Source organism: Chryseobacterium nakagawai (genome assembly GCF_900637665.1).
In the GTDB taxonomy this organism is placed as follows: Bacteria; Bacteroidota; Bacteroidia; order Flavobacteriales; family Weeksellaceae; genus Chryseobacterium; species Chryseobacterium nakagawai.
Genome location: NZ_LR134386.1, coordinates 2908241 through 2928310, shown reverse-complemented (window position 1 = coordinate 2928310; position 20070 = coordinate 2908241). Strand labels below are relative to the sequence as shown.

Below are 20070 nucleotides of genomic sequence, written 5' to 3'. Positions count from 1 at the left end.
CCGGTTTGAATACCGATACATTTGTCAAAAAAAATATAAAATGAAACCTTTATATCAATTTTTCATCTCTTCTACTGTTGTTCTTATGGGATGTAATCCACAGAATAAAACACCAGAAACCAACAAACCTGGAACTGAAGTCACACAGAAGATCATAACATTTGCTGATTTCAAAAAGATAAAAGGGGTGGATAATGTGCAGGAAGTGCCCTTTGAATTATTTACTAAGTTAGATTCTGTACAATTTTTTGTATCTCCCAATAAAGATGCTGCCCACCTAAAAATAGCATACAATAAGTTTGATAACTATTACGGATTTGAAGAGTTTGATGACTTCTACTCTATTCACTACAGCATTAATAATACTATTTCGAACAGCATAGAAGCTTTTGTTTTAAAGTCAGAATTTACAGCCTCATTTGATCTGACCTTACAAGGGGCGAATCTTGGTGAAATCAGAAGCAGCACATTCAAAGGATCTCAGGATTTAAAAAATAAGTCATTCAGTAAATATGGGACCATAACGGAAGTTTCAGAACAGGAATTTGCAGCCGCTTCTAAAAATAGAATTGATGAAACTTTGGTAAAAAACCCTCAGGTTAAACTAAAAGGAGAAAATTGGATATCTACCGAAAATTCAAAAGAAACCGTAATTACACAGCATGAAAACGTATCCACAGAAGATGGATATTTATCCAATGAATATATTGGACAGTCTCCTTCCCTGCACCTGGAAGTTTTCAAAGAAAACTCAGTAGAGACTACAGATATGTATTATTCTTTTTATGATGTAAAATCAACCGCTAATTTTGCCTTATTTACAGGTGGATATCCACAGATTCTTCCTGGTAAAAAATGGATTTCTTCTATCTCTTCAAATAATGATGTCGGGAGTAATTTTGAAATCACGACCTATATGGACCAAAGCCATAATCAAGAAAACCTCTTGTATATAAACTTTACCAAATTCAAAATTGCTGATGATACAAAAGCTTTCTGGAAGGATGATAAAACCTTTTATGCAGAAGTTTTTCCTACCAACTCAGCAGCATCTGAGGGAAAAAAACAAAAGGCAGCTTTCATAAAAATTCAGTTGAAGGCTAATCTGTTGTAAAGGGAACTGTCATTGGCACCATAATAAAATAAAAAACCCCTGAAATCAGCCAGTGTTTATGGTGATAAAGTCCAATATCTTTGCAGCAGTTATTTAAAGATATACCATGAGAAAAATAAGTTTAGCATTTCTTTTTTGTTTACTTAGTTTGATAACTTTTGCTCAATCATTAAAAGTAGTTATTAAACAAGATGGAAAAGTAATTGAACCTGTAAATGATGTTTATGATTTGAAAAAATCCCCTTTCATATTTGAGTTTACAGGAACCAACCTTGAAGGATTTTTAGTGGGAGCTACTACCAATAAAGATATTTATGCAGGAGCTTTAGGACTTTTCAATACAGAGGTTCCGTGGTTTCAGAGTACAGGTATGGCAGAAGAACTATTTAACAAGGATAAAGAGCTGTTTTTGATGGATTCTGCACCATCTTATTGGTACTATACAGGTGCGAAGGATCACAGATTCGATAAAGACCCTAAAGGGAATTCAAAACAATGGACCGCTACGCGTACTATTACAAGATTTTATGACATTATGGTAGATCAGCCTGTGAATTTAAAAAATTTTGATGGAAGAGTTTATCTATTCATGTATGAACCCGTTTATAATGAAGAATACGATTTAACAGGAAAGAAAAATCTGTTTCAAGCTGCGTTGAGATTCAGAGACTAAAAATTACACACCTAATTATTTGATTATATATAGAAAAGGTCTGCTTTTACGATGTAAGCAGGCCTTTTTGTTGGATAAATAGGGATCAGTTTCAAAAGTCTTAAAAATATTATAAACCATTAAGAGGTTTAAATTTTATCTTTTTTGATGCGCAAATGAATTGATTATGTAGATCTTGATAAATCAATAGTTTATAATACTTTAAAGGTATTTTAACCTGATATACACATAGATTTTGAAATAATTATCATAATGTTTCAATATCATCTGTGAAATCTGTGGGATTCAGATTTAGACTCCTACAGATTGCGCTCCCTAATCAATAGATTATTCGATAATCAAACCGTATTCTATGGCCAGTTTAATGGCAGAACTAAGATTAGAGGTCTGAAATTTTTCAATAAGATTTTTTCGGTGACTTTCTACGGTATGTGGACTGATAAAAAGTTTTTCAGCCATCTGATTGGTGGTAAGCCCCTTGGCAGCTTCGGCCAGGACTTCCTTTTCTCTTCGGGTTAATTTAGGAACCTGATTCAATCCATCAGCTGATTTTTTCTCTAAAACCGATTGGGTTTGCGAGCATAAAAATCGGTTACCGGCATATACGGTATTTATACCTTCCAGAATTTCAGAAACAGAAGCATTTTTCTGAATGTACCCTAATGCTCCTTCAGCCAAAGTACTGTTAATGACAGGAAGTTCATTATGAACACTAAGCATAATAATCTGAAGATTTTCATACTTTTTCTTTAAAGGCCTGATGAGCTCAATGCTATTGATATCTGCTAAATTGATGTCTAACAATAAAATATCGACCGCTTGCTTTTTCAAACCAGCATTCATTTCTGAAACGTTTTTGAAACAATCTACGACATCTATATTATCGTTATTTCCTAAAATATTTTTCAGCCCTTCTAATAGAAGTGGATGATCGTCTGTTATGGCTACTTTTATCATGCTTAATGAGTAGGAATTTGAAGTTCTATACTGGTACCAATATTTAATTGGGACGTGATATTCATCGTTCCTTTTAAAAACTGGACTCTTGATTCTATATTATGAAAGCCTGCTGTTTTTCTAAAGTCCAGGTTAGCGAGTTCAAAACCATTACCATCATCTTCTACCGTAAGGTATAGCATCTTTTCTTCTTCACTGATCTGAATAATGATTTCTGAGGCTTTAGCGTGTTTTATGGCGTTGTTCACCAATTCCTGAATGACTCTGTAAATAAGCAGTTGTTTTTCTTCTGATAAGGAATTACTGTAATTGATAAATTCGGTATGGATATTCAGTGCGCTATTAGACATACGGGAAGCAAATTCCTGAATAGCGGCTACCAAACCATATTTCATTAATAAATCTGGCATTAAATTATGGGCTACCCGTCTCAATTCTTCTACAGCTCCATCAATCTGGTTGATTGATTTTGAAATCCCTTCTTCTATGTTTTCGGATTGATGAGGATCTAAAATAGATAACTGAAGTTTGGTTCCTGAAAGCAACCCTCCTAATCCGTCATGGAGATCACGGGCTAGACGTCCTCGCTCCTGCTCCTGCCCTTCAAGCAATGCGGTAAGCGTAGATATTTTAGAGTTTTGTTTCTCTTTTTCCAGGGCCAAGGCATGCAGTTCATCTCTTTGCTTAATTGACTTTACACGTTGTTTATACGCATACAGCAGTAAGAATATTAAAACGATAAAAATGACAATAAAAATAATGTAGTAAGTATTGATTTTTTCCTTGAATGCCAGCAGCTTTTTGTAGCTGTAAATATCGTTATTCTTTTGTTCGGTTTCCAATTTTGCCAAACGAAGTTGCTGCTCTTTTTTCTCGGATTCCAGTTCTGAAAACTTTAGACGTTCCCGCTGGTTTTCCTCTACCAGTTTTAAGTTATTGTACACTTGCTCACGTTGAGCACGAAGAATATTGATCAGTTTAATTTGCTGTGCTTTTTTATCACTTTCCAGCTGCAGCTTTATATACTTCTGTTCCTGTCTTTCTTTCTCAAACTGAGATTCTAATCTTTTAGTGATATCCAGCTTTTCCTGATCGTATACGCTTTTGTATTTATCAACATAACTTTTATAATAGGTCAATGCTTCTTTGTAATTACCCTGTTCTTCGCTCACACGGGATAGTGATTCAAGAATAGAAAGTTCAATATTATGATCCCTGACAGAACTTTTTCCAATTTCCATAGAGGCTTTCAGAAAATAAGACTTTGCTACATCATAATTTTTATCCTGTATAGCTAACTCTGCCAAAATCCCAAATGAAGAAGCGATATGAATAGGATCTCCGGTTTCCAGACTTATCTTATTAGCTAATTGGGCATATTGCATTGCCTTGTCCGGGTTAAATTCTGTATATAAATTGGCCAAATTAATAGCTGCATAAGAAAGATTGCTCTTGTTGACCATAGACCCCTTATTTTTATTGAAAGTGGTAATAGCCTGCAGATAATACTGTTCTGTCTTATTTCTCAACTGTATATCTGATGGGTTTTGAGCATATTTTTGTTCGTACATATAGCCCATTCGCATATATGCATCGAAAATCAGATTAGGATCATTTTGCTTGGAGGCTAATAACAGAAACTGTTTGCTATATTTTTCTTCAAGCTGATATTCATTCAGGTTAGAATAGATTGTGGATAATTCTTTGGCTACATTCCCAAACCTTCCATACAATGTAGAAGTTGTTGGTGAATTTTCATAATAATTAATCGCTTTCAGGTAAGCTCTAACAGCCTCTGTAGTTTTATTATTACGGACTAAAATCCATCCTTTCGCATATTCCAGGTAGCCTTTAGCTTCGTTACTATTGGTTTTCAGGCTATAGATTCTGGCCATGTCCAGGCTCTTTGACGATTCAGTTTGTTTACTGTCAAGCCTGTAATTCATGGCCTGAACAGCATACAAAATAGTGGCATACTTTCCATCGGACTGCTTTGTGGCAATGGAAATATTATTAGCTAAAATCTGATAAGATTTCGGTTTAAAATTATGGAAGAATAAGGCAGTAGCATATTTGGGAGCCAGACTCAACTGCTCTGTAGTTTGGTTGGAAGCATTGTTATACTCCTTCTCTAATTTGCTTAAAACCTCTTGTGCCGGAACAAAAAACGGACAAATCAATACTGTCAATATAAATAATAACCTGTACCTCAAACCCTTTTCTTTATTAAGTTTTATTGTAGTAAAGAACGTAAATATAAGTAAAATACTTCTACTCCATTTTGAAGCGATGCTGCTCAGTAAAAGAGTTCCATTTTGGAAGATTTTTTTCATTTTTTAAACACCACCTCTTTACTTAAACTACTATTTTATTCTTGTCAAGGTTTGAAATCTTGACAAGGATCGCAGCTTCTATTTCATTACGTGTATTCTAAACAAATGACCGCTTTTTTAAGTTCTTTGTCATAAAATAAAAATACTTGGTCTGCTGAATTTTGTTGAAAATCATAACCTTCCAAACATGCAATATAATCCATCAGGGTTCCGTCAGGTTTAAAGGGTTTTTCAATGAGGTTTTCACCTCCGAAATTGCATTCTTCTAAGGGGAACGAATTGGTATTAAGTTCTTCAAAAATACCGAAAATCTTATTTTGTAATCGTTCCTCTGCATATTCTGAATCATTATCTTTCTCGAGATCTTCAACTGTAAGCTTACGTAAACGCTCTAAGCGGCGAATGTCGTAAACCTCTAAGCCCGGACGATTAAAGTCTTTGTCATAAAGCTTATTATGTTTCTGATAATATTCTTTTTTCAATTGATACATTGCCTCATTCATATTGTATTCAATCTCTAAATCCGAATAACTGTTTCCATAATCTTCCGGAGAAATCTCAGTATGTGCTGAAAAATAATTCCAATCTGCATCAAATTTGTATTTACCATCAATCACATCAAAGCCAAACATATCTGCTTTGGTATATTTTGTATGATATTCCGGTTTGTCTTCTCCAACGCAGCCATCATAAATTTCCTTTACAGAAACAATATGCAGCCATTGATCTTCTGATGGATTGATGATTTTTAAATTAATTGAACAAATCGGAAGAAAATACTTTTTGTGATTCTCTATATCATCATAAAATACCTCTTCGTATTCCGGGAAAATTTTTATTAAATCTGTCATTTTATTTTCTTATAAGCTGTAGCTGGACTCCTCTTTTTACAAGGTCAAAAACCATTTCTTTCGATGGGTTGAAAATCTTTGTGGGTACATCACAGAACTCAGACTTCCTAATACTATCGACTTCCATTTGTATTTGGTTCTTTTCTGTGAAATAATACTTTCCGTATACTCCTGTAAAACAATCATTTCCACATTGCCAGGAATCATAACTATTGAAATGCTCTGCATCTGAAAAGTTTACCCCATGAAAGTTGAAGATCAACGCAGTATCTCTTGGAGATAAATCATAACTTTTCCCACCCTCCGGAATGATAAGTCCGCCTTCATTTACAATCCACTCCGTATTTTTCAGATAATTTGGGAAGTTTGCTTTTTTCGGCGCAGATTCTTTGCAGCTGAATATTGTAATCAACACCGCAAACAGAAATGGGAAAACAAAAATCTTTTTCATTGTCATCATTTTTCTAGTTACTTATTCAAGATAATCGAATCTTGTGTTCAATTTTTCAAAAGCAATTTCCTGATTAATAATGTTTTCAAGTTCATCAAAAGTCAACATGCCTTCAGCTTCAAATTCGCTACCATTAGACGTTTTATAGGTATATTTAAAAATATCACGTGTATAAATATCTTCTAAAATTTCAACTTGCTTAGGGGTTAAATATTTCCGGTGTGTGTTTAATTGGTTTTGCAGATGAATCTTAATTTCTTCTTCGGAATCCCCTTCAAACATAGAATATTCATCCATTTCGGTCAAAGACTCCAAAAGTTGTCTGAAAATAAAATCCTGAAGATTTTTAGCTAAAATTTCCGCTTCTGAATCGTCATGTGGGAAAAAAGTAATGGGAACTTCACCATTGGTTTCCATATCCAATTGAAAAACGTACAAATCCCCCGCTCCATTTTTTGCAAAAGGAACCATCCTGTATTTAGGATTGATATCATATACTTCATGGTTAATAATCTCCCTGATTCCGTTCTGATAAACGATTGGATCCCAGATCTCAATATCGTTTCCAAACAAAAGCAAAGGCGGATTTTCTTTTAGAGTGGGAAAAATATTGGTATACCATCCGTTTCCTTCGGCACCCCAGTCGAGCATTTTATTATCATACAACTGTCTGTAAAGTTCTGGATAGGTGAAATTATATTCTTTTTCTAAATCTTGCAAAGTATTCATATCTATTCTTAAACAGGTTTTTCAAATATTTTGGGGATTTCCCAAGCTATTTCGCAGCTGTCTTTTAATGTTGTGTCCTATTTATATTGCAAAAAATCCTGAGGGCTGAGCCAGCCAAAATAATTCTAAAACAGTAGTTTCACTGAATGAAAGACTTCCTAATTACGTTTTATTTCTTTATTACAATTTCATCGCTTCCAAAATCATTTTCTATCCATCCATGAAATCCCATACACATTCCATCACCATCAATGGTGTTCAGTTCTTCTATTATTTCATCTTCTTTATACAAGACAATATGAGATTCTAAGGCTAAACGATAGTTTTCATTTTCTAAAGGATTAAAAACTCCGTCCATTTGCATCATCATTCCATAAATCGTATTGTCGATGGTTTTTAGATGAGCTTCACGAAGTGTTTCATCTATTTCTGTCGGAATTTTCCCAATGGCATATTTCCTAATATTTTCAAAGATAATATATCCTGCTCCATGCTGCATCCACAGTTCACGATCACGTTCATCTGATGGTGGGTTTGCTAATTCTTTTTTCATATTATTAATAGATAGATATGTTAAGTTTCGTTTAGTACTCTTCAATAAGAGCATTCCACTCCGTTAAAAGGTAATTCTCAAAACTGGGATACAATGTTGAACTCCTGTTTTTTGAGAGCATCTCATAATTGTATATAAGTCCGCAGTGAGTATCTAAAACCAAAACATCAGAAGGGAAATTAGAATTGATAACCAAAAAATGTTGTGGTAATTGAAACTGCTGACGTGCATAAACAGTAGTACCATAAAGTGTACAAACATCATTACTCAATGGGTTTTCCGGTAAAATTCCATTAGTGTACAGTAAATCGGAAATCCCCCCACCTCCAAACTCCTGGAGATAGGTTTTCAAAAAGACATCAAACTTCAACTGTAAGGCATGTTCTACTTTGCTGATATTTTCTTCTGAATTAGACCCGTAAAATTTTGGTTTTTTCTCCAGTTTTTCAGCTTTTTTGATCAGTTCTTTAAATTGTTCAAGCATACTTTTTATATTAGTTTTAAGGTGCTTAGATCCTGGCAAAGAAATTAAAAGTTTGTTGAATGATAAGCTTTGGTTTAGTATCTGAAATATCGTTGATTGGGTCTTCGTACAATTCAACTTTTATGACTTTCACATCATTAGGTAGTATGTAAACTTCATCTTTTGTATAATTATATCCTTGTATGTTCGCACTTTCTTTACCGGGAATCTTTTTAATCTCCACATAATATCTCAGCGTAATGGTATTACCATTTTGCGTTCCTTTTTCAAAACGTATTTTTCTTATCTGATGAATAGTATGCCCACCTGAGCTAATATTTCCTTGTAGACGAAATTGAAGTGCTTCCGTATTTTTGGAAACCATGAAAATCATTGGATTAAGTCGCTCTGTAACCGTCTTACGGGTTGTATAGGTATGAATTTTACCCGTTTCTGTAATTTCTTTTGTGACCCTTTCGGGTTCACTATAAATGGGAATAATCTGCACTCTCTGAGTATTGTTTTTACAACCCAAAACTGCCAAAACTGCCAAAAGTGAAGTTAAAATTACGAAATATTTCACTCTCTTATCTTTAATAAATCTTCGAATTAAAGGTAACGAAAGATGGTGAATCAAAATATCCCTGATAATAGTGGTTTTTTTGCTTCAATTCGTCTGACCCCTTTAATAGGTATAGGATTCATTAATGAAAGTAATATAAAAATAGAATGCAGCTAAACCTATGGCAATAATTCCAGAAATCAAAAACAAAAGAAAATAATAAAGCGGCTTCTTATTTTTCTTCCGGATAGAATTAATGATAAAAATAATGAGTGTACATAAAAATCCCGCTCCAAAAAAGAGGGTCAAAACAGTAATGAATAATAGTCTTTCCAAATGTAAATCTACGGATGACAGCATATTTTAAATATTTAAGTTAGAATGTAATGGTTGAAAATTCAGACCTGGAAAAAGGAAGTCATGATGAACATAAGCAATAACAGTTGATCTTTGTTAAGGTAATTTAATCATATATTGCTAATGAATAAATGATAACCCAAAGAAACTTCCACCTTCTCTCTTCCAGCTTCCAGCAATATTTATTATTCTTTATATTCTTTTCCGGAATAAATATCAATATAGTAATAAACCGTTTTTCCTGAACGATCTTTAACCCCCACCAAGCCATCTGAATTAATGGATTGATAAGCTTTTGATCCTATATTTTTTTTCATCATATTGTCAAAAAGTACATACAAGCCATCCTGCTCTTTTTGAAGCACATAGATTTGTTTTTCGGTATCCAAAACTGAGACATCATGGTATTCAGGCTTAATTTCCCAAATATGTTCACGCCTGTTCCACAACCCCATCGTTCTCCATTGTTTTTCATTTTCAATCCGGATAAGGTATAAATCATCCATGCCTGTATAATAATTTATTTTTCCGAATTTCCAGCTTTTGTCAATGTATTGATCAGGTAAAATCATTTTTCTATCAGGCCATACTAAATTCCCCACCTGATCCAACACTTTAAAGTCATAATTACCAATGGAATCTACAACATTTCCTTTAGTATCAATATAAAGCCAATCATAAGCCCAAATATCATGATCATAATTAAATATTCCCAGTAAAAAATAAGGTGAATTAGTGATGGAATACACTAAAGAAGCCTTTTTAATAAAATCAATCTGTGAAGCTGTTGCCTTTTTAATTTCTTTAGGAAATACCTTTTCATATTGTGGAAAGGGGTAAACATCATTAGTTTTGCTATCTACCAAAAGCTTAGGAACTTCCGGTTCGTAACGTTCTTTATTAACTTCTTTCAGCGTGATGGTTTCCTTCCCAAATAGGATTGAAAGTGTTTCGGTACCTTTCAGTTCGTTGTGAATCGCTTTTTTTTGACCTAATTCATACATTGAAAATTTTGAATTTGAGCCTTTAATGAATCGTTTATTTTCCAATAACTCGGTAATATTATTTTCAATTTTATTCAGACGGTTCTTTTTGATTTTGTAAAGAGTTCCGTTCCAAAATATGTGATTTTCATCTACAGAAATAAAATTGAGATAATAATTATCTTCCAAGTACGGAACATCTTCATGAAGTAAAACTTGTTGACTTTCTACAATACCAATCTCTATTTTATGGTAGGTTTGTTCTTTTTTGATGCCACCTCCCAGAATATTCCAATCCCATTTCCATGCAGGCATTTTCTTTTCGTATTCAATATCTTTTTTATAGAATGTAAGCCCATTAACGACATTTAAATTGATTTCCTCAGCAGAAAAATCCAGCACTGTTTTTCCACTTTCATCAACAACGGCGTATTCATTTTTTTCATTGAGAACTACGGCAAAACCTGTAGGCGTAAAGGGTGATGCACTTCGGTATTTTTGATTATTAATAGGTTTCAGGCTGTTTTTATCTACGTAGATAAAGTTATTCTGCTTAGTAAAAAAAGGAATGTTATTTATTGTCTTCATTTTTGAAGGAACTGCTGAAAAATTATCTTTTTTTTCCTGGGTGCAGGCCGTAACGGATACCAGCACAAAAAGGATACTGCATACTATTATTTTCATTCTTCGAAAATTTATTCATCGTATTTATCAATATTAGAAAGAAGTGAAGAGTAATACAATCCCGATTATCAGCTATATTTTAGGAAGCGTACATGATCACTTTTTAATTTTTAACACAATGTTTACTTTTATATTTGAACTAATTATTATCTTAGATCAAGATCTTATGTAGATTTTCTATCTACATTTGTAAATACATAAAGTTCGATAAACTAATTCATAAAATAAAAACAATGAGCACATTAACATTAAAAGACGGAACAGAAATCTATTACAAAGACTGGGGAAAAGGTCAAACTATATTTTTCCACCATGGCTGGCCACTATCCAGTGATGATTGGGATGCACAGATGTTTTTCTTTCTGGAACAAGGCTATCGAGTAATTGCTCATGACAGAAGAGGACACGGAAGATCCGGGCAGGCACCTTATGGCCATGATATGGATACTTATGCTTCCGATGTTGCAGAAATTGTAGATGCGCTGGATTTGAAAGACGTTATCCATGTTGGACATTCTACTGGTGGTGGCGAAGTGATTCGATATGTTGCAAAACATGGAAATGGAAGAGTATCTAAAGCTGTTTTGATAAGTGCAGTAACCCCTATTATGGTTCAGAATGAGAATAACCCGAATGGTGTTCCTATTTCTGTTTTTGATGATATCCGAAATAATACAGCCAATCATAGACCGCAATTTTTCATCGATATTACGTTTCCTTTTTACGGATACAACAGAGAAGGAGCAAAGGTTTCTGAAGGAATTCAGAGAAATTGGTGGAGACAAGGGATGAGTGGTTCTATAAAAGCTCATTATGATTGTGTGAAAGCATTCTCTGAAACAGACTTTACGGAAGATCTTAAAAGTGTAGAGGTACCGGTTCTGGTCATGCATGGGGAAGACGATCAGATCGTTCCATTCGAAACCACAGGAAAAGTAGCAGCTACCTTACTTAAAAATGGTAAACTGATTTCTTATCCAGGCTTTCCACATGGCATGCCAACAACTGAAGCTGAGACGATCAACAAAGATCTTTTAGCTTTCTTGAAATCATAAATAATCAAAATTATATAATTACCAAACCACAGTCATATTGATTGTGGTTTTTTAATTCTAATTACACTTACAATTCTTTCAGATATAATTAAAAATTAAAAACTACCATTAACACAGTTATTACAGTTAAATATTATATCTTTAATTGGTGACTTAAATTAATTATTTATATATTTGCCGCGTCAAAAAATAACCTATGAAAACAAAATTAATGACTTTTTTAAGTCTTTCGATGCTTCTAACATCTTGTGCTCAGGATGAAACACGTGATAATGTAATATCAAGTGAAAAAACAGTTTCTGTAAATGAAAATAAAACCTCTCGTATTGGTCTTACCACTGTTGAATTTATAAAGGAAGTATATAATCCTTCGGTATTAAATGCAGAGGAAGCAATAACCTTAGAGCATGGCGACAGAAAATACCAACTTATCATGCAGTATGATAATAATCTTGTCTTATATATGACAAGGTTTGGCCACACTTCTGTACTATGGAGCTCTAACTCCTATACCACAATGGGCAGCATGTCGAAACTGATTGCACAAAACGATGGAAATATGGTTATTTATAGAAATGGAATTCCTACTTGGAATACCAATAAAACGGTTAACTTTCATGTGAATGACCCACACATGAAGCTTCAGCTTTTCTCAAGAAAAGGAACATTTATTACTCCAGGGTATAGAATGAAGTTTGTTTTGGGAGGAAATAACCAGAATATTAATGACGTTTTCCAAGTAGACTTCGACTAGATAAGTTTACATATAACAAAATAACTACAGGTATTTTTTATCTGTAGTTTTTTTATATTTTCGTTATTTTGCAGTCGTGATCCTAAAAAGTTTAGGAAACGATTCGCATAAATACATATCAACCATGAGATTGGGATATTTATCCTTTTTTTTCATAGCAACCATTATTTTTTCTCTTGGATGCTTTTATTACTTCCCTTTTTTTTCAGATGACAGTTTGATTTCATTACGGTATGCCCAACGCTTTATTGAAGGCAAAGGATTAACCTGGAATGATGGTCAACCTGTTGAAGGATACTCTAATCTGCTTTGGGTTTTAGGTTTGTCTGCATTGGGAAAACTGGGAATGGATCTTATTCTGGCAGCTAGAGTTTTAGGCATTGTATGCTCATTGGGAACCATAGGAAGTATTCTTTATTATTTTAGAAATAAAAATATACAGAAAGAGTATGTTTTTCTAGGAGTGGTATTATTAGTGACAACTCCATCCTTTGCTGTCTGGGCCATTGGTGGTTTGGAGCAGCCTCTATATGTGTTGCTTCTTGCTTTAATTTTAATTGAGGTTTCAAAGATCATTAATGATAAGAACTTCAGAACAATTTATCTCCTCTCCTTTTGGTTAGGTCTTTTAACACTCACCAGACCGGATGGATTTTTATTTACATTGCTTACCTCAGGGTTTTTATTGGTAACCTGTAAAAAGAGCAAAAAGCAGTTCATTACAATAGGAATGGCTACCGCTATTATTCCATCTTTATTTTTATTGGGGCAACTTGTATTTCGGTATAATTTTTACGGAGAATTAGTACCTAATACAGCTTTGGTAAAGGTAAAGGTAACCATCCATCACATTTTACGTGGAGGGTTTTATAATTTTAAAGCTTTCTTCAGTACCCTATTGCTGTCTGGATTAGGGGGCTTATCTCTTTATTATCTTGTAAGAAAAGAGCTTCTTTTCGGATATTATTTATTAGTGCTAACTGCTGCCTGGGTGGGCTATGTAACGTTGGTTGGCGGAGATATCTTTCCTGCCTTCAGACATTATTATGTTGTGCTGATTCTGTTTGTTTTCTCAATTATTTTGGGGTTGCAATATTTCAAAAAGATCAATTTGACATCAAAAAAGGTAAGTTTGAGTTTGATTTTTCTTATAGTAATAAATGCATTTATTCAATCCATAATTCCTGATAATCAGCGCGCAACAGATGAAAGATGGGAGTTCAGAGGAATGAAACTGGGAGAAACTTTAAAGAAAACATTTCCCAACTCGACTCTTGTTGCCGTTACAGCAGCAGGTTGTATTCCTTACTCGTCTGAATTACCTATCGTTGATATGTTGGGGTTAAATGATTATTATATCCCAAGGCATCCGCCTAAAAACTTCGGAAACGGATCTTTAGCCCATGAATTGGGAGATGCCAATTATGTGATGAACCGAAATCCTGATATTATTATTTTCCATATTGGAGGCGAACTCAATTTTAATATTGGCGATCAGCTAAAGAGCAATAAGGTTTTCAATAATAATTATATTAAGGTAAAAACAAAAGAAAAGGATCAAGAATATCAACTATTCTTTAATAAATATGGGAAGAATACTGGCATTAAAAACAATGGAAACCAATTAATTATTCCCGGATATCTGTTCCAGGCTTCATCAGATAACCTAAGTATATTTTCAGGAAATAAACTGGTAAAAAGAATGGATAAGGGGAAATCTTATACTCTATCTCTTGACCATCTTTCTTCCGGAAATTGGAAAATCTCTGGTTCAGAAGAGAAAATTGTAGATTTTAATACTAATATTCATATAAAAAATGGGCAATTAACGATTGAAATTATCCCACAAAGTAATATGTTTTTAGAAAGTATTGTTCTGGAAAGGGAATATTGATATTTTTTTCGTACTTTTGCAAACTATTATTCCTAATGTCTTTAGGAAACCATAAACAGATATTGATAACAAAAACAATAAAAAAGCAAAACAATGCCAAAATTAAAAACGAAATCAGGTGCTAAGAAACGTTTTGCTCTTACCGGATCTGGTAAGATCAAAAGAAAAAACGCTTATAAAAGTCACATCTTAACTAAGAAAGAAACTAAGCAGAAGAGAAATCTTACTACTACTTCTTACGTAGCTAAAGTGGACGAAAAAAGTGTTCAACGTCAATTAGCAATTAAGTAGTTTTTATAAATCTATATTCGGTTTATAAGAATTCAAAACAAATTCAAAATTTTAACCCTGAAACGGTGCAAATAAGAGTAACACCAGTTGCCGCCCTTTTCAAAAAAACAATTTAAATTATGCCAAGATCAGTAAATGCGGTAGCTTCAAGAGCTCGCAGAAAGAAAATTTTTAAGCAAGCTAAAGGTTTTTTCGGTAGAAGAAAGAATGTTTGGACTGTAGCTAAAAACGCGGTAGAAAAAGCAATGCAATATGCTTACCGTGGTAGAAAAGAGAAGAAAAGAAACTTCAGAGCACTTTGGATCACTCGTATTAACGCGGGAACTAGAGAGCACGGAATGTCTTACTCTCAGTTTATGGGAGCTCTTAAAAAGAACAACATTGAGCTTAACAGAAAAGTTTTAGCAGATTTAGCAATGAATCACCCTGAAGCTTTCAAAGCTGTTGTAGATCAAGTAAAATAATGTAGAACACTATTTTTGTTATCAATATAGTCCCGGGATTTCCCGGGATTTTTTTTATGTATACATTCCATTTTTTGTATCATTCAATGGTTTAGCATTAGATATTCAGTATTCTTTCATACTAAATGTAAAAAATAAGCCTGAAATGACATTTGAATTAAAATAAAATTAATTTTAAGAGTAAATGAGATTACAAGTTATATCATTATGAAAAGATTAGTTAAATACGAATAAACAACATTAATTATCAACATAAAATCACCATTAATTCTTATATTAGCAAGCGAAAAATAATTCAATTGAATAAATGAAAAAAATTGCTGTTTTTTTATTCACCTCCATAGCACTACAGAACATCGGAGCCCAAAATCTTATCCAGGCTTATAAAAACAGGGCAGATATGGTTTCGCAAGCCAATATCACAACCAATCTTACTGATTTTGAAAATCTAGGTGTGAAAACTACTGGCTCAACGGCCAATACTAATGCTCTTAACTGGCTAAAAAATAAGTATATTTCTTATGGATATGCTGCGAGCCAGATTGAAGAAGATCCGTTCAGTTTTGGAACTACAAATTCAAAAAACCTGATAATTACCAAGACCGGAACAGTATACCCTGATAAATATGTGATTATTTGCGGGCATTATGACACAATCTATGGCCCCGGAGTAAGTGATAACGGCAGTGGCACTTCTATTCTTTTAGAGGCAGCAAGAATATTAAAAAATGTTCCTACTGAATATTCCATTAAGTTCATTCACTTTTCCGGAGAAGAGCAAGGGCTGAAAGGAAGTTATCATTATGCAGATTATATTGCTTACCAGGGAAATACCCGTAAGCTAGATATTAAGTTAGTCCTTAATATAGACCAGGTAGGAGGGCAATTGGGAAATAACAACAATACGATTACCTGTGAAAAAGATATCAGCGGAATGTCTGGAAATAATGCAGCATCTGCTACTGCTACACAGGAGTTAGCTGTGTGTACAGGGCTTTATTCTTCGCTTCAGACTTTTATTTCTAATGCATATAGTTCGGATTATATTCCTTTTGAAGCCAAAGGGTATACCATTACCGGTTTTTATGAATATATCAGAAGTGAAAATGAACACAGTACAGCTGACACGTTTGCCAATATAGATCCTGTTTATGTCTTTAATGTAGGTAAAGCAGCGGTGGGGGCACTACAACATTTTGCTGTAGCTACTACGGCTAATAATATTCTGGGAACCCAGGAAACCAGAGTTCAAAATTCATCTGAGAATGTAAACATTTACCCTAATCCAGCCAAGAATCTTTTAACGGTAGAGTTTCCGCAAAAGACTAATCAGTTCAATATTGAGATTTCCGATATGACCGGAAATATAGTGCTTCGTGCGGAAAATAAAAACAAAATAGATACCACCCCATTGAGCAATGGAGTTTACATGATCTCTGTAAAAACAGACAAAAACCATATTATTAAAAAGATAATCATTGATAAGTAACCTATATATGATGATAATGAACTGATTTCAGTTCTTATGAAATGTATTATTAAGTCTTATAAATCATACGATGAAAAAAATCGCCTCTTTTTTGTTGATTGCTATCGCCTCTCATAAGATGAGCGCACAAAGTTTTATTCAAGCCTATCAAAACAGAGCGGATGCTGTTTCTCAAACGGATATTATCACCAATCTGCAGGAATTTGCCAGTTGGGGAGTAAAAAAAACAGGTACCCAAGCCAACGTAAATGCACTGACTTGGCTTAAAAACAAATATCTTTCTTATGGCTATACAGCCAGTCAAATGACTGAGGATACATTTCCTTATTCTAATACTACTTCAAAAAATTTAATCATAACCAAAACAGGAACAGTCTATCCTAGTAAATATGTTATTATTTGTGGACATTTTGATACTATTACGGGCCCGGGTGTGAATGATAATGGAAGCGGAACTTCTATTATTTTAGAAGCAGCAAGAATTTTAAGAACAATTCCTACAGAATATTCTATTAAATTTATTCATTTCTCAGGCGAAGAACAAGGGCTTTTAGGCAGCTATCATTATGTGGATAATGTTGTTTACCAAGGAAACAATCGTGTTCTGGATGTTAAAATGGTTTTCAATCTGGATCAGGTTGGTGGTGTGATGGGAAATATCAATAATACAGTGTACTGTGATGAAGATCAAAGCGGACTTCCCGGTAATAATGCTGCTTCTGCTACTATAACTCAGGAGCTAAGGAATTGCACTTCTTTGTACTCAACACTTCAGACAGCTGTAGACCCCGCAGAAGATACCGATTATATACCTTTTGAAGAAAGAGGCGAAATTATTACAGGCTTTTTTGAAAGAATCAGAAGCTCTTTTCCACATACCGTTAATGACACTTTTGCCAATACTGACCCAGAATACATTTATAAAATCGGAAAAGCATCTGTGGGAGCATTACAACACTTTGCAGTTGCTGCTACACAAACTTTAGGAACCCAGGAAGCTGTTTCAAAAAATACTCTAGAATCCATCAAGATTTATCCTAATCCTGCAAAGGATTTTATCAATATTGAATTTCCTGATTCTAAGACAAAGAATTTCACTTTTGAAATCACTGATTTTGAAGGACGTTCCTTACTTAAAACAGTTAATGAGAAAAAAGTGAATATCTCAAGCCTTGAAAATGGAGCTTATGTTGGAATTGTAAAGAGAGGTAACCAGACTGTAGTAAGAAAGTTGATTGTAGCTAAATAAAGCTTTTCCTCAAAAAAAATATTTAAATAGTAAACCCCTTTGAATTATTTCAGAAGGGGTTTTGTTTGATATAGTGAATATAGCCCTCTTCCCTTGTATTTCTATTTTCGAGATGAAACTTTATGGTATTCATAATATTTTAAACACTTTGTTGTGATTTATTCACTACATTCGTAATACCAATTAAAAATTAATTATATGAAAAGAATTACCACTCTTTTATGCACTTCATTGATTGTGCAGAGCATTAGTGCTCAAACTTTTATCCAGGCTTATAAAGACAGGGCTGATATGGTAACCCAAACTAACATTACAACGAATCTTCAGGATTTCGGTAATTTTGGAATTAAAAAGACCGGAACCCAAGCCAATACGAATGCTTTAAACTGGATTAAAAACAAATATCTATCTTATGGATATACTGCCAGCCAAATTACGGAAAGCCCTTTCACCTATGGTTCAGCAACCTCAAAAAACCTGATCATTACGAAAACCGGAACCCTTTATCCTAACAAGTATGTAATTATTTGCGGGCATTTTGATACCATTAACGGACCTGGAGTTAATGATAATGGCAGTGGTACTTCTATCATTCTTGAAGCTGCGAGGATATTACAAAATGTACCAACGGAGTATTCTATTAAGTTTATTCACTTTTCCGGAGAAGAACAAGGGTTAATTGGGAGCTCACATTATGTTAATAATGTAGTCTATCAAAACGGGGTTCGTAAACTGGATATTAAACTGGTTTTTAATCTTGACCAGGTAGGTGGTGTAAAAGGAAATAATAATAACACGGTGTACTGTGATGAGGATCAGGGAGGTCTTTCCAGCAATAATGCGGCTTCAGCTGCAGTAACGCAACAACTCAGAAACTGCACGGCTTTGTATTCTCCGCTTCAAACCGCTGTAGACCCGGCAGCTGATACTGATTATATTCCCTTTGAGCAGAAAGGTGAAATCATCACCGGCTTTTTTGAAAGAATAAGAAGCAGTTTCCCACATAGCTCCAAGGATACTTTTGCGAATGTAGACCCTGTGTATGTCTATAATATCGGGAAGGCCACTGTGGGAGCGTTACAACATTTTGCAACTGCTTCTACCACTTTAACCATGAATAAGACAGCATCACAAAATGGATTGGAAAATGTGAGACTCTACCCTAACCCGGCTAATAATATCCTAAATATTGAATTACCAAATAAACCAGCAAATTTCAGTTTTGAAATCACCAATGTATCAGGAAGAACACTATTGAAAGTCAATAATGAAACAAAAATTAACGTTTCTACCCTGGAAAGAGGAGTTTATATAGGAATTTTAAAATTTGGAGATCAGACGGTTGTTAAGAATATTTTGATTGAAAGATAAAACTATGTTTATAAAATGATAATAGACTAGAAAACAATAAACCACTACAAACGTAGTGGTTTTAAAATTTATCTGAGCAAAAATCTTTGACTTTGAGCAGTAGGCCTTCACGGTGTTCTCATCGGTAAATATGAACATGAGGAAGCAAAACCGTCTATTAAGATAGCCTATATGTATAACTAGCAGAGGTTCTGGAAGTGTCTCTAGATTATCTCGTAAGATCTACGGATATTCTATTGGATAAAATATCATTGCTAAAGTTTTAGACATACAAAGACTAAAAGAGAACGATAGACAGCATGTCTTGCTTTCGTTGATGCTTTTCTTAAACAAACTAAGCATTTTATAAAATAACAAAGCCACTCGTTTGAGTGGCTTTGTTATTTTATTATGGAGTATTCCATATTTCATTCCAAGTTATAAAAAAATTATATACAACCTAAATAATGAAAGAGAATAAAATAATTAGAGGTATTACAGAATATAATAAATTAGTTCTGTCATTCTTATATTTGAAAATATTACTTATAAAAAAAATAAAAAACGTAACTATTCCTGGTATAAAAATAATCCAGTTTAATATCAAATCAATAAAAGATCTTCCATCTCCAATATTTCTAATTAGATAGAAAAACAAAGAAAATACTAAAAATATCAGTATTAAATTTTTAGGGTATTGAATCTTTTTTAGCATGTTAATATTTCCTTCCTTTTTTTATTGCATTTTGATCTGCTCCAGAATCCAAGCTGCCTTTTCTCAACTCATTTGCTTGTGAACCTGTCGAAACTTCTA

The 20070-nt window shown here is 33.7% G+C and carries 19 protein-coding genes; 10 read left to right on the top strand and 9 right to left on the bottom strand.

Going from position 1 to position 20070, the window contains the following annotated elements; genetic code table 11:
- Positions 1–40 precede the first annotated feature (40 nt).
- Entirely contained in the window at positions 41–1114 is a 1074-nt protein-coding gene (locus EL260_RS13215; protein ID WP_123855795.1) for a resolvase, read from the top strand.
- A gap of 106 nt (positions 1115–1220) precedes the next feature.
- Entirely contained in the window at positions 1221–1787 is a 567-nt protein-coding gene (locus EL260_RS13210) for a hypothetical protein (protein ID WP_123855794.1), read from the top strand.
- 327 nt (positions 1788–2114) lie between these two features.
- Here the strand turns inward: EL260_RS13210 and EL260_RS13205 are convergent, their stop codons facing one another.
- The 9 genes from EL260_RS13205 to EL260_RS13160 form a co-directional block, all read right to left on the bottom strand.
- A complete protein-coding gene (locus EL260_RS13205; protein ID WP_123855793.1) occupies positions 2115–2744 on the bottom strand; it encodes a response regulator transcription factor in 630 nt (209 codons plus the stop codon).
- 2 nt (positions 2745–2746) lie between these two features.
- Positions 2747–5077: an ATP-binding protein gene (locus tag EL260_RS13200; RefSeq protein ID WP_228445446.1), complete on the bottom strand. Its 2331-nt coding sequence runs from the start codon at positions 5075–5077 to the stop codon at positions 2747–2749.
- Between the two features lie 86 nt (positions 5078–5163).
- The gene (locus EL260_RS13195; RefSeq protein ID WP_123855792.1) at positions 5164–5928 is read right to left on the bottom strand and encodes a hypothetical protein; all 765 of its coding nucleotides are present in this window, start codon (positions 5926–5928) and stop codon (positions 5164–5166) included.
- A gap of 1 nt (position 5929) precedes the next feature.
- Positions 5930–6379, bottom strand: coding sequence for a hypothetical protein (locus tag EL260_RS13190; RefSeq protein ID WP_185145911.1), 450 nt, complete (start codon positions 6377–6379; stop codon positions 5930–5932).
- 21 nt (positions 6380–6400) lie between these two features.
- On the bottom strand, positions 6401–7108 hold the full coding sequence (locus tag EL260_RS13185; protein WP_123855790.1) for an SMI1/KNR4 family protein: 708 nt from the start codon (positions 7106–7108) through the stop codon (positions 6401–6403).
- Between the two features lie 169 nt (positions 7109–7277).
- The gene (locus EL260_RS13180; protein WP_123855789.1) at positions 7278–7661 is read right to left on the bottom strand and encodes a hypothetical protein; all 384 of its coding nucleotides are present in this window, start codon (positions 7659–7661) and stop codon (positions 7278–7280) included.
- Between the two features lie 31 nt (positions 7662–7692).
- On the bottom strand, positions 7693–8145 hold the full coding sequence (locus tag EL260_RS13175; protein ID WP_123855788.1) for an SMI1/KNR4 family protein: 453 nt from the start codon (positions 8143–8145) through the stop codon (positions 7693–7695).
- A 25-nt stretch (positions 8146–8170) separates the two neighbouring features.
- Positions 8171–8707 (bottom strand): hypothetical protein, encoded by a 537-nt coding sequence (locus EL260_RS13170; RefSeq protein WP_123855787.1) that lies wholly within the window; start codon positions 8705–8707, stop codon positions 8171–8173.
- Positions 8708–9228: 521 nt separating this feature from the next.
- A complete protein-coding gene (locus EL260_RS13160) occupies positions 9229–10710 on the bottom strand; it encodes a hypothetical protein (RefSeq protein ID WP_123855785.1) in 1482 nt (493 codons plus the stop codon).
- A gap of 233 nt (positions 10711–10943) precedes the next feature.
- On the opposite strand from EL260_RS13160, the gene EL260_RS13155 reads away from it, so the two are divergent.
- The 8 genes from EL260_RS13155 to EL260_RS13120 all read left to right on the top strand — a co-directional run bounded on the left by EL260_RS13155 (position 10944) and on the right by EL260_RS13120 (position 19277).
- Entirely contained in the window at positions 10944–11765 is an 822-nt protein-coding gene (locus EL260_RS13155) for an alpha/beta fold hydrolase (RefSeq protein ID WP_123855784.1), read from the top strand.
- Positions 11766–11961: 196 nt separating this feature from the next.
- Positions 11962–12519, top strand: coding sequence for a hypothetical protein (locus EL260_RS13150; protein WP_123855783.1), 558 nt, complete (start codon positions 11962–11964; stop codon positions 12517–12519).
- Positions 12520–12643: 124 nt separating this feature from the next.
- Positions 12644–14413, top strand: a complete 1770-nt coding sequence (locus EL260_RS13145; RefSeq protein ID WP_123855782.1) for a glycosyltransferase family 39 protein — start codon at positions 12644–12646, stop codon at positions 14411–14413.
- 93 nt (positions 14414–14506) lie between these two features.
- Positions 14507–14704, top strand: coding sequence for a 50S ribosomal protein L35 (rpmI, locus tag EL260_RS13140; RefSeq protein ID WP_002979658.1), 198 nt, complete (start codon positions 14507–14509; stop codon positions 14702–14704).
- A gap of 119 nt (positions 14705–14823) precedes the next feature.
- Positions 14824–15168 carry a 50S ribosomal protein L20 gene (gene rplT / locus EL260_RS13135; RefSeq protein ID WP_034694451.1) on the top strand — a complete coding sequence of 115 codons (345 nt, stop codon included), beginning with the start codon at positions 14824–14826 and terminating at the stop codon, positions 15166–15168.
- Between the two features lie 307 nt (positions 15169–15475).
- Positions 15476–16657: a M20/M25/M40 family metallo-hydrolase gene (locus EL260_RS13130; RefSeq protein ID WP_123855781.1), complete on the top strand. Its 1182-nt coding sequence runs from the start codon at positions 15476–15478 to the stop codon at positions 16655–16657.
- Positions 16658–16727: 70 nt separating this feature from the next.
- Entirely contained in the window at positions 16728–17906 is a 1179-nt protein-coding gene (locus tag EL260_RS13125) for a M28 family peptidase (RefSeq protein ID WP_123855780.1), read from the top strand.
- Between the two features lie 198 nt (positions 17907–18104).
- Positions 18105–19277: a M28 family peptidase gene (locus EL260_RS13120; protein ID WP_123855779.1), complete on the top strand. Its 1173-nt coding sequence runs from the start codon at positions 18105–18107 to the stop codon at positions 19275–19277.
- The last annotated feature ends 793 nt before the right edge of the window (positions 19278–20070 follow it).

Bases quoted from the DNA above. Each gene is read 5' to 3' on its own strand.
- EL260_RS13215 (WP_123855795.1), top strand. From the start codon at position 41: ATGAAACCTTTATATCAATTTTTCATCTCTTCTACTGTTGTTCTTATG.
- EL260_RS13210 (WP_123855794.1), top strand. From the start codon at position 1,221: ATGAGAAAAATAAGTTTAGCATTTCTTTTTTGTTTACTTAGTTTGATA.
- EL260_RS13205 (WP_123855793.1), bottom strand. From the start codon at position 2,744: ATGATAAAAGTAGCCATAACAGACGATCATCCACTTCTATTAGAAGGG.
- EL260_RS13200 (WP_228445446.1), bottom strand. From the start codon at position 5,077: ATGAAAAAAATCTTCCAAAATGGAACTCTTTTACTGAGCAGCATCGCT.
- EL260_RS13195 (WP_123855792.1), bottom strand. From the start codon at position 5,928: ATGACAGATTTAATAAAAATTTTCCCGGAATACGAAGAGGTATTTTAT.
- EL260_RS13190 (WP_185145911.1), bottom strand. From the start codon at position 6,379: ATGAAAAAGATTTTTGTTTTCCCATTTCTGTTTGCGGTGTTGATTACA.
- EL260_RS13185 (WP_123855790.1), bottom strand. From the start codon at position 7,108: ATGAATACTTTGCAAGATTTAGAAAAAGAATATAATTTCACCTATCCA.
- EL260_RS13180 (WP_123855789.1), bottom strand. From the start codon at position 7,661: ATGAAAAAAGAATTAGCAAACCCACCATCAGATGAACGTGATCGTGAA.
- EL260_RS13175 (WP_123855788.1), bottom strand. From the start codon at position 8,145: ATGCTTGAACAATTTAAAGAACTGATCAAAAAAGCTGAAAAACTGGAG.
- EL260_RS13160 (WP_123855785.1), bottom strand. From the start codon at position 10,710: ATGAAAATAATAGTATGCAGTATCCTTTTTGTGCTGGTATCCGTTACG.
- EL260_RS13155 (WP_123855784.1), top strand. From the start codon at position 10,944: ATGAGCACATTAACATTAAAAGACGGAACAGAAATCTATTACAAAGAC.
- EL260_RS13150 (WP_123855783.1), top strand. From the start codon at position 11,962: ATGAAAACAAAATTAATGACTTTTTTAAGTCTTTCGATGCTTCTAACA.
- EL260_RS13145 (WP_123855782.1), top strand. From the start codon at position 12,644: ATGAGATTGGGATATTTATCCTTTTTTTTCATAGCAACCATTATTTTT.
- rpmI (WP_002979658.1), top strand. From the start codon at position 14,507: ATGCCAAAATTAAAAACGAAATCAGGTGCTAAGAAACGTTTTGCTCTT.
- rplT (WP_034694451.1), top strand. From the start codon at position 14,824: ATGCCAAGATCAGTAAATGCGGTAGCTTCAAGAGCTCGCAGAAAGAAA.
- EL260_RS13130 (WP_123855781.1), top strand. From the start codon at position 15,476: ATGAAAAAAATTGCTGTTTTTTTATTCACCTCCATAGCACTACAGAAC.
- EL260_RS13125 (WP_123855780.1), top strand. From the start codon at position 16,728: ATGAAAAAAATCGCCTCTTTTTTGTTGATTGCTATCGCCTCTCATAAG.
- EL260_RS13120 (WP_123855779.1), top strand. From the start codon at position 18,105: ATGAAAAGAATTACCACTCTTTTATGCACTTCATTGATTGTGCAGAGC.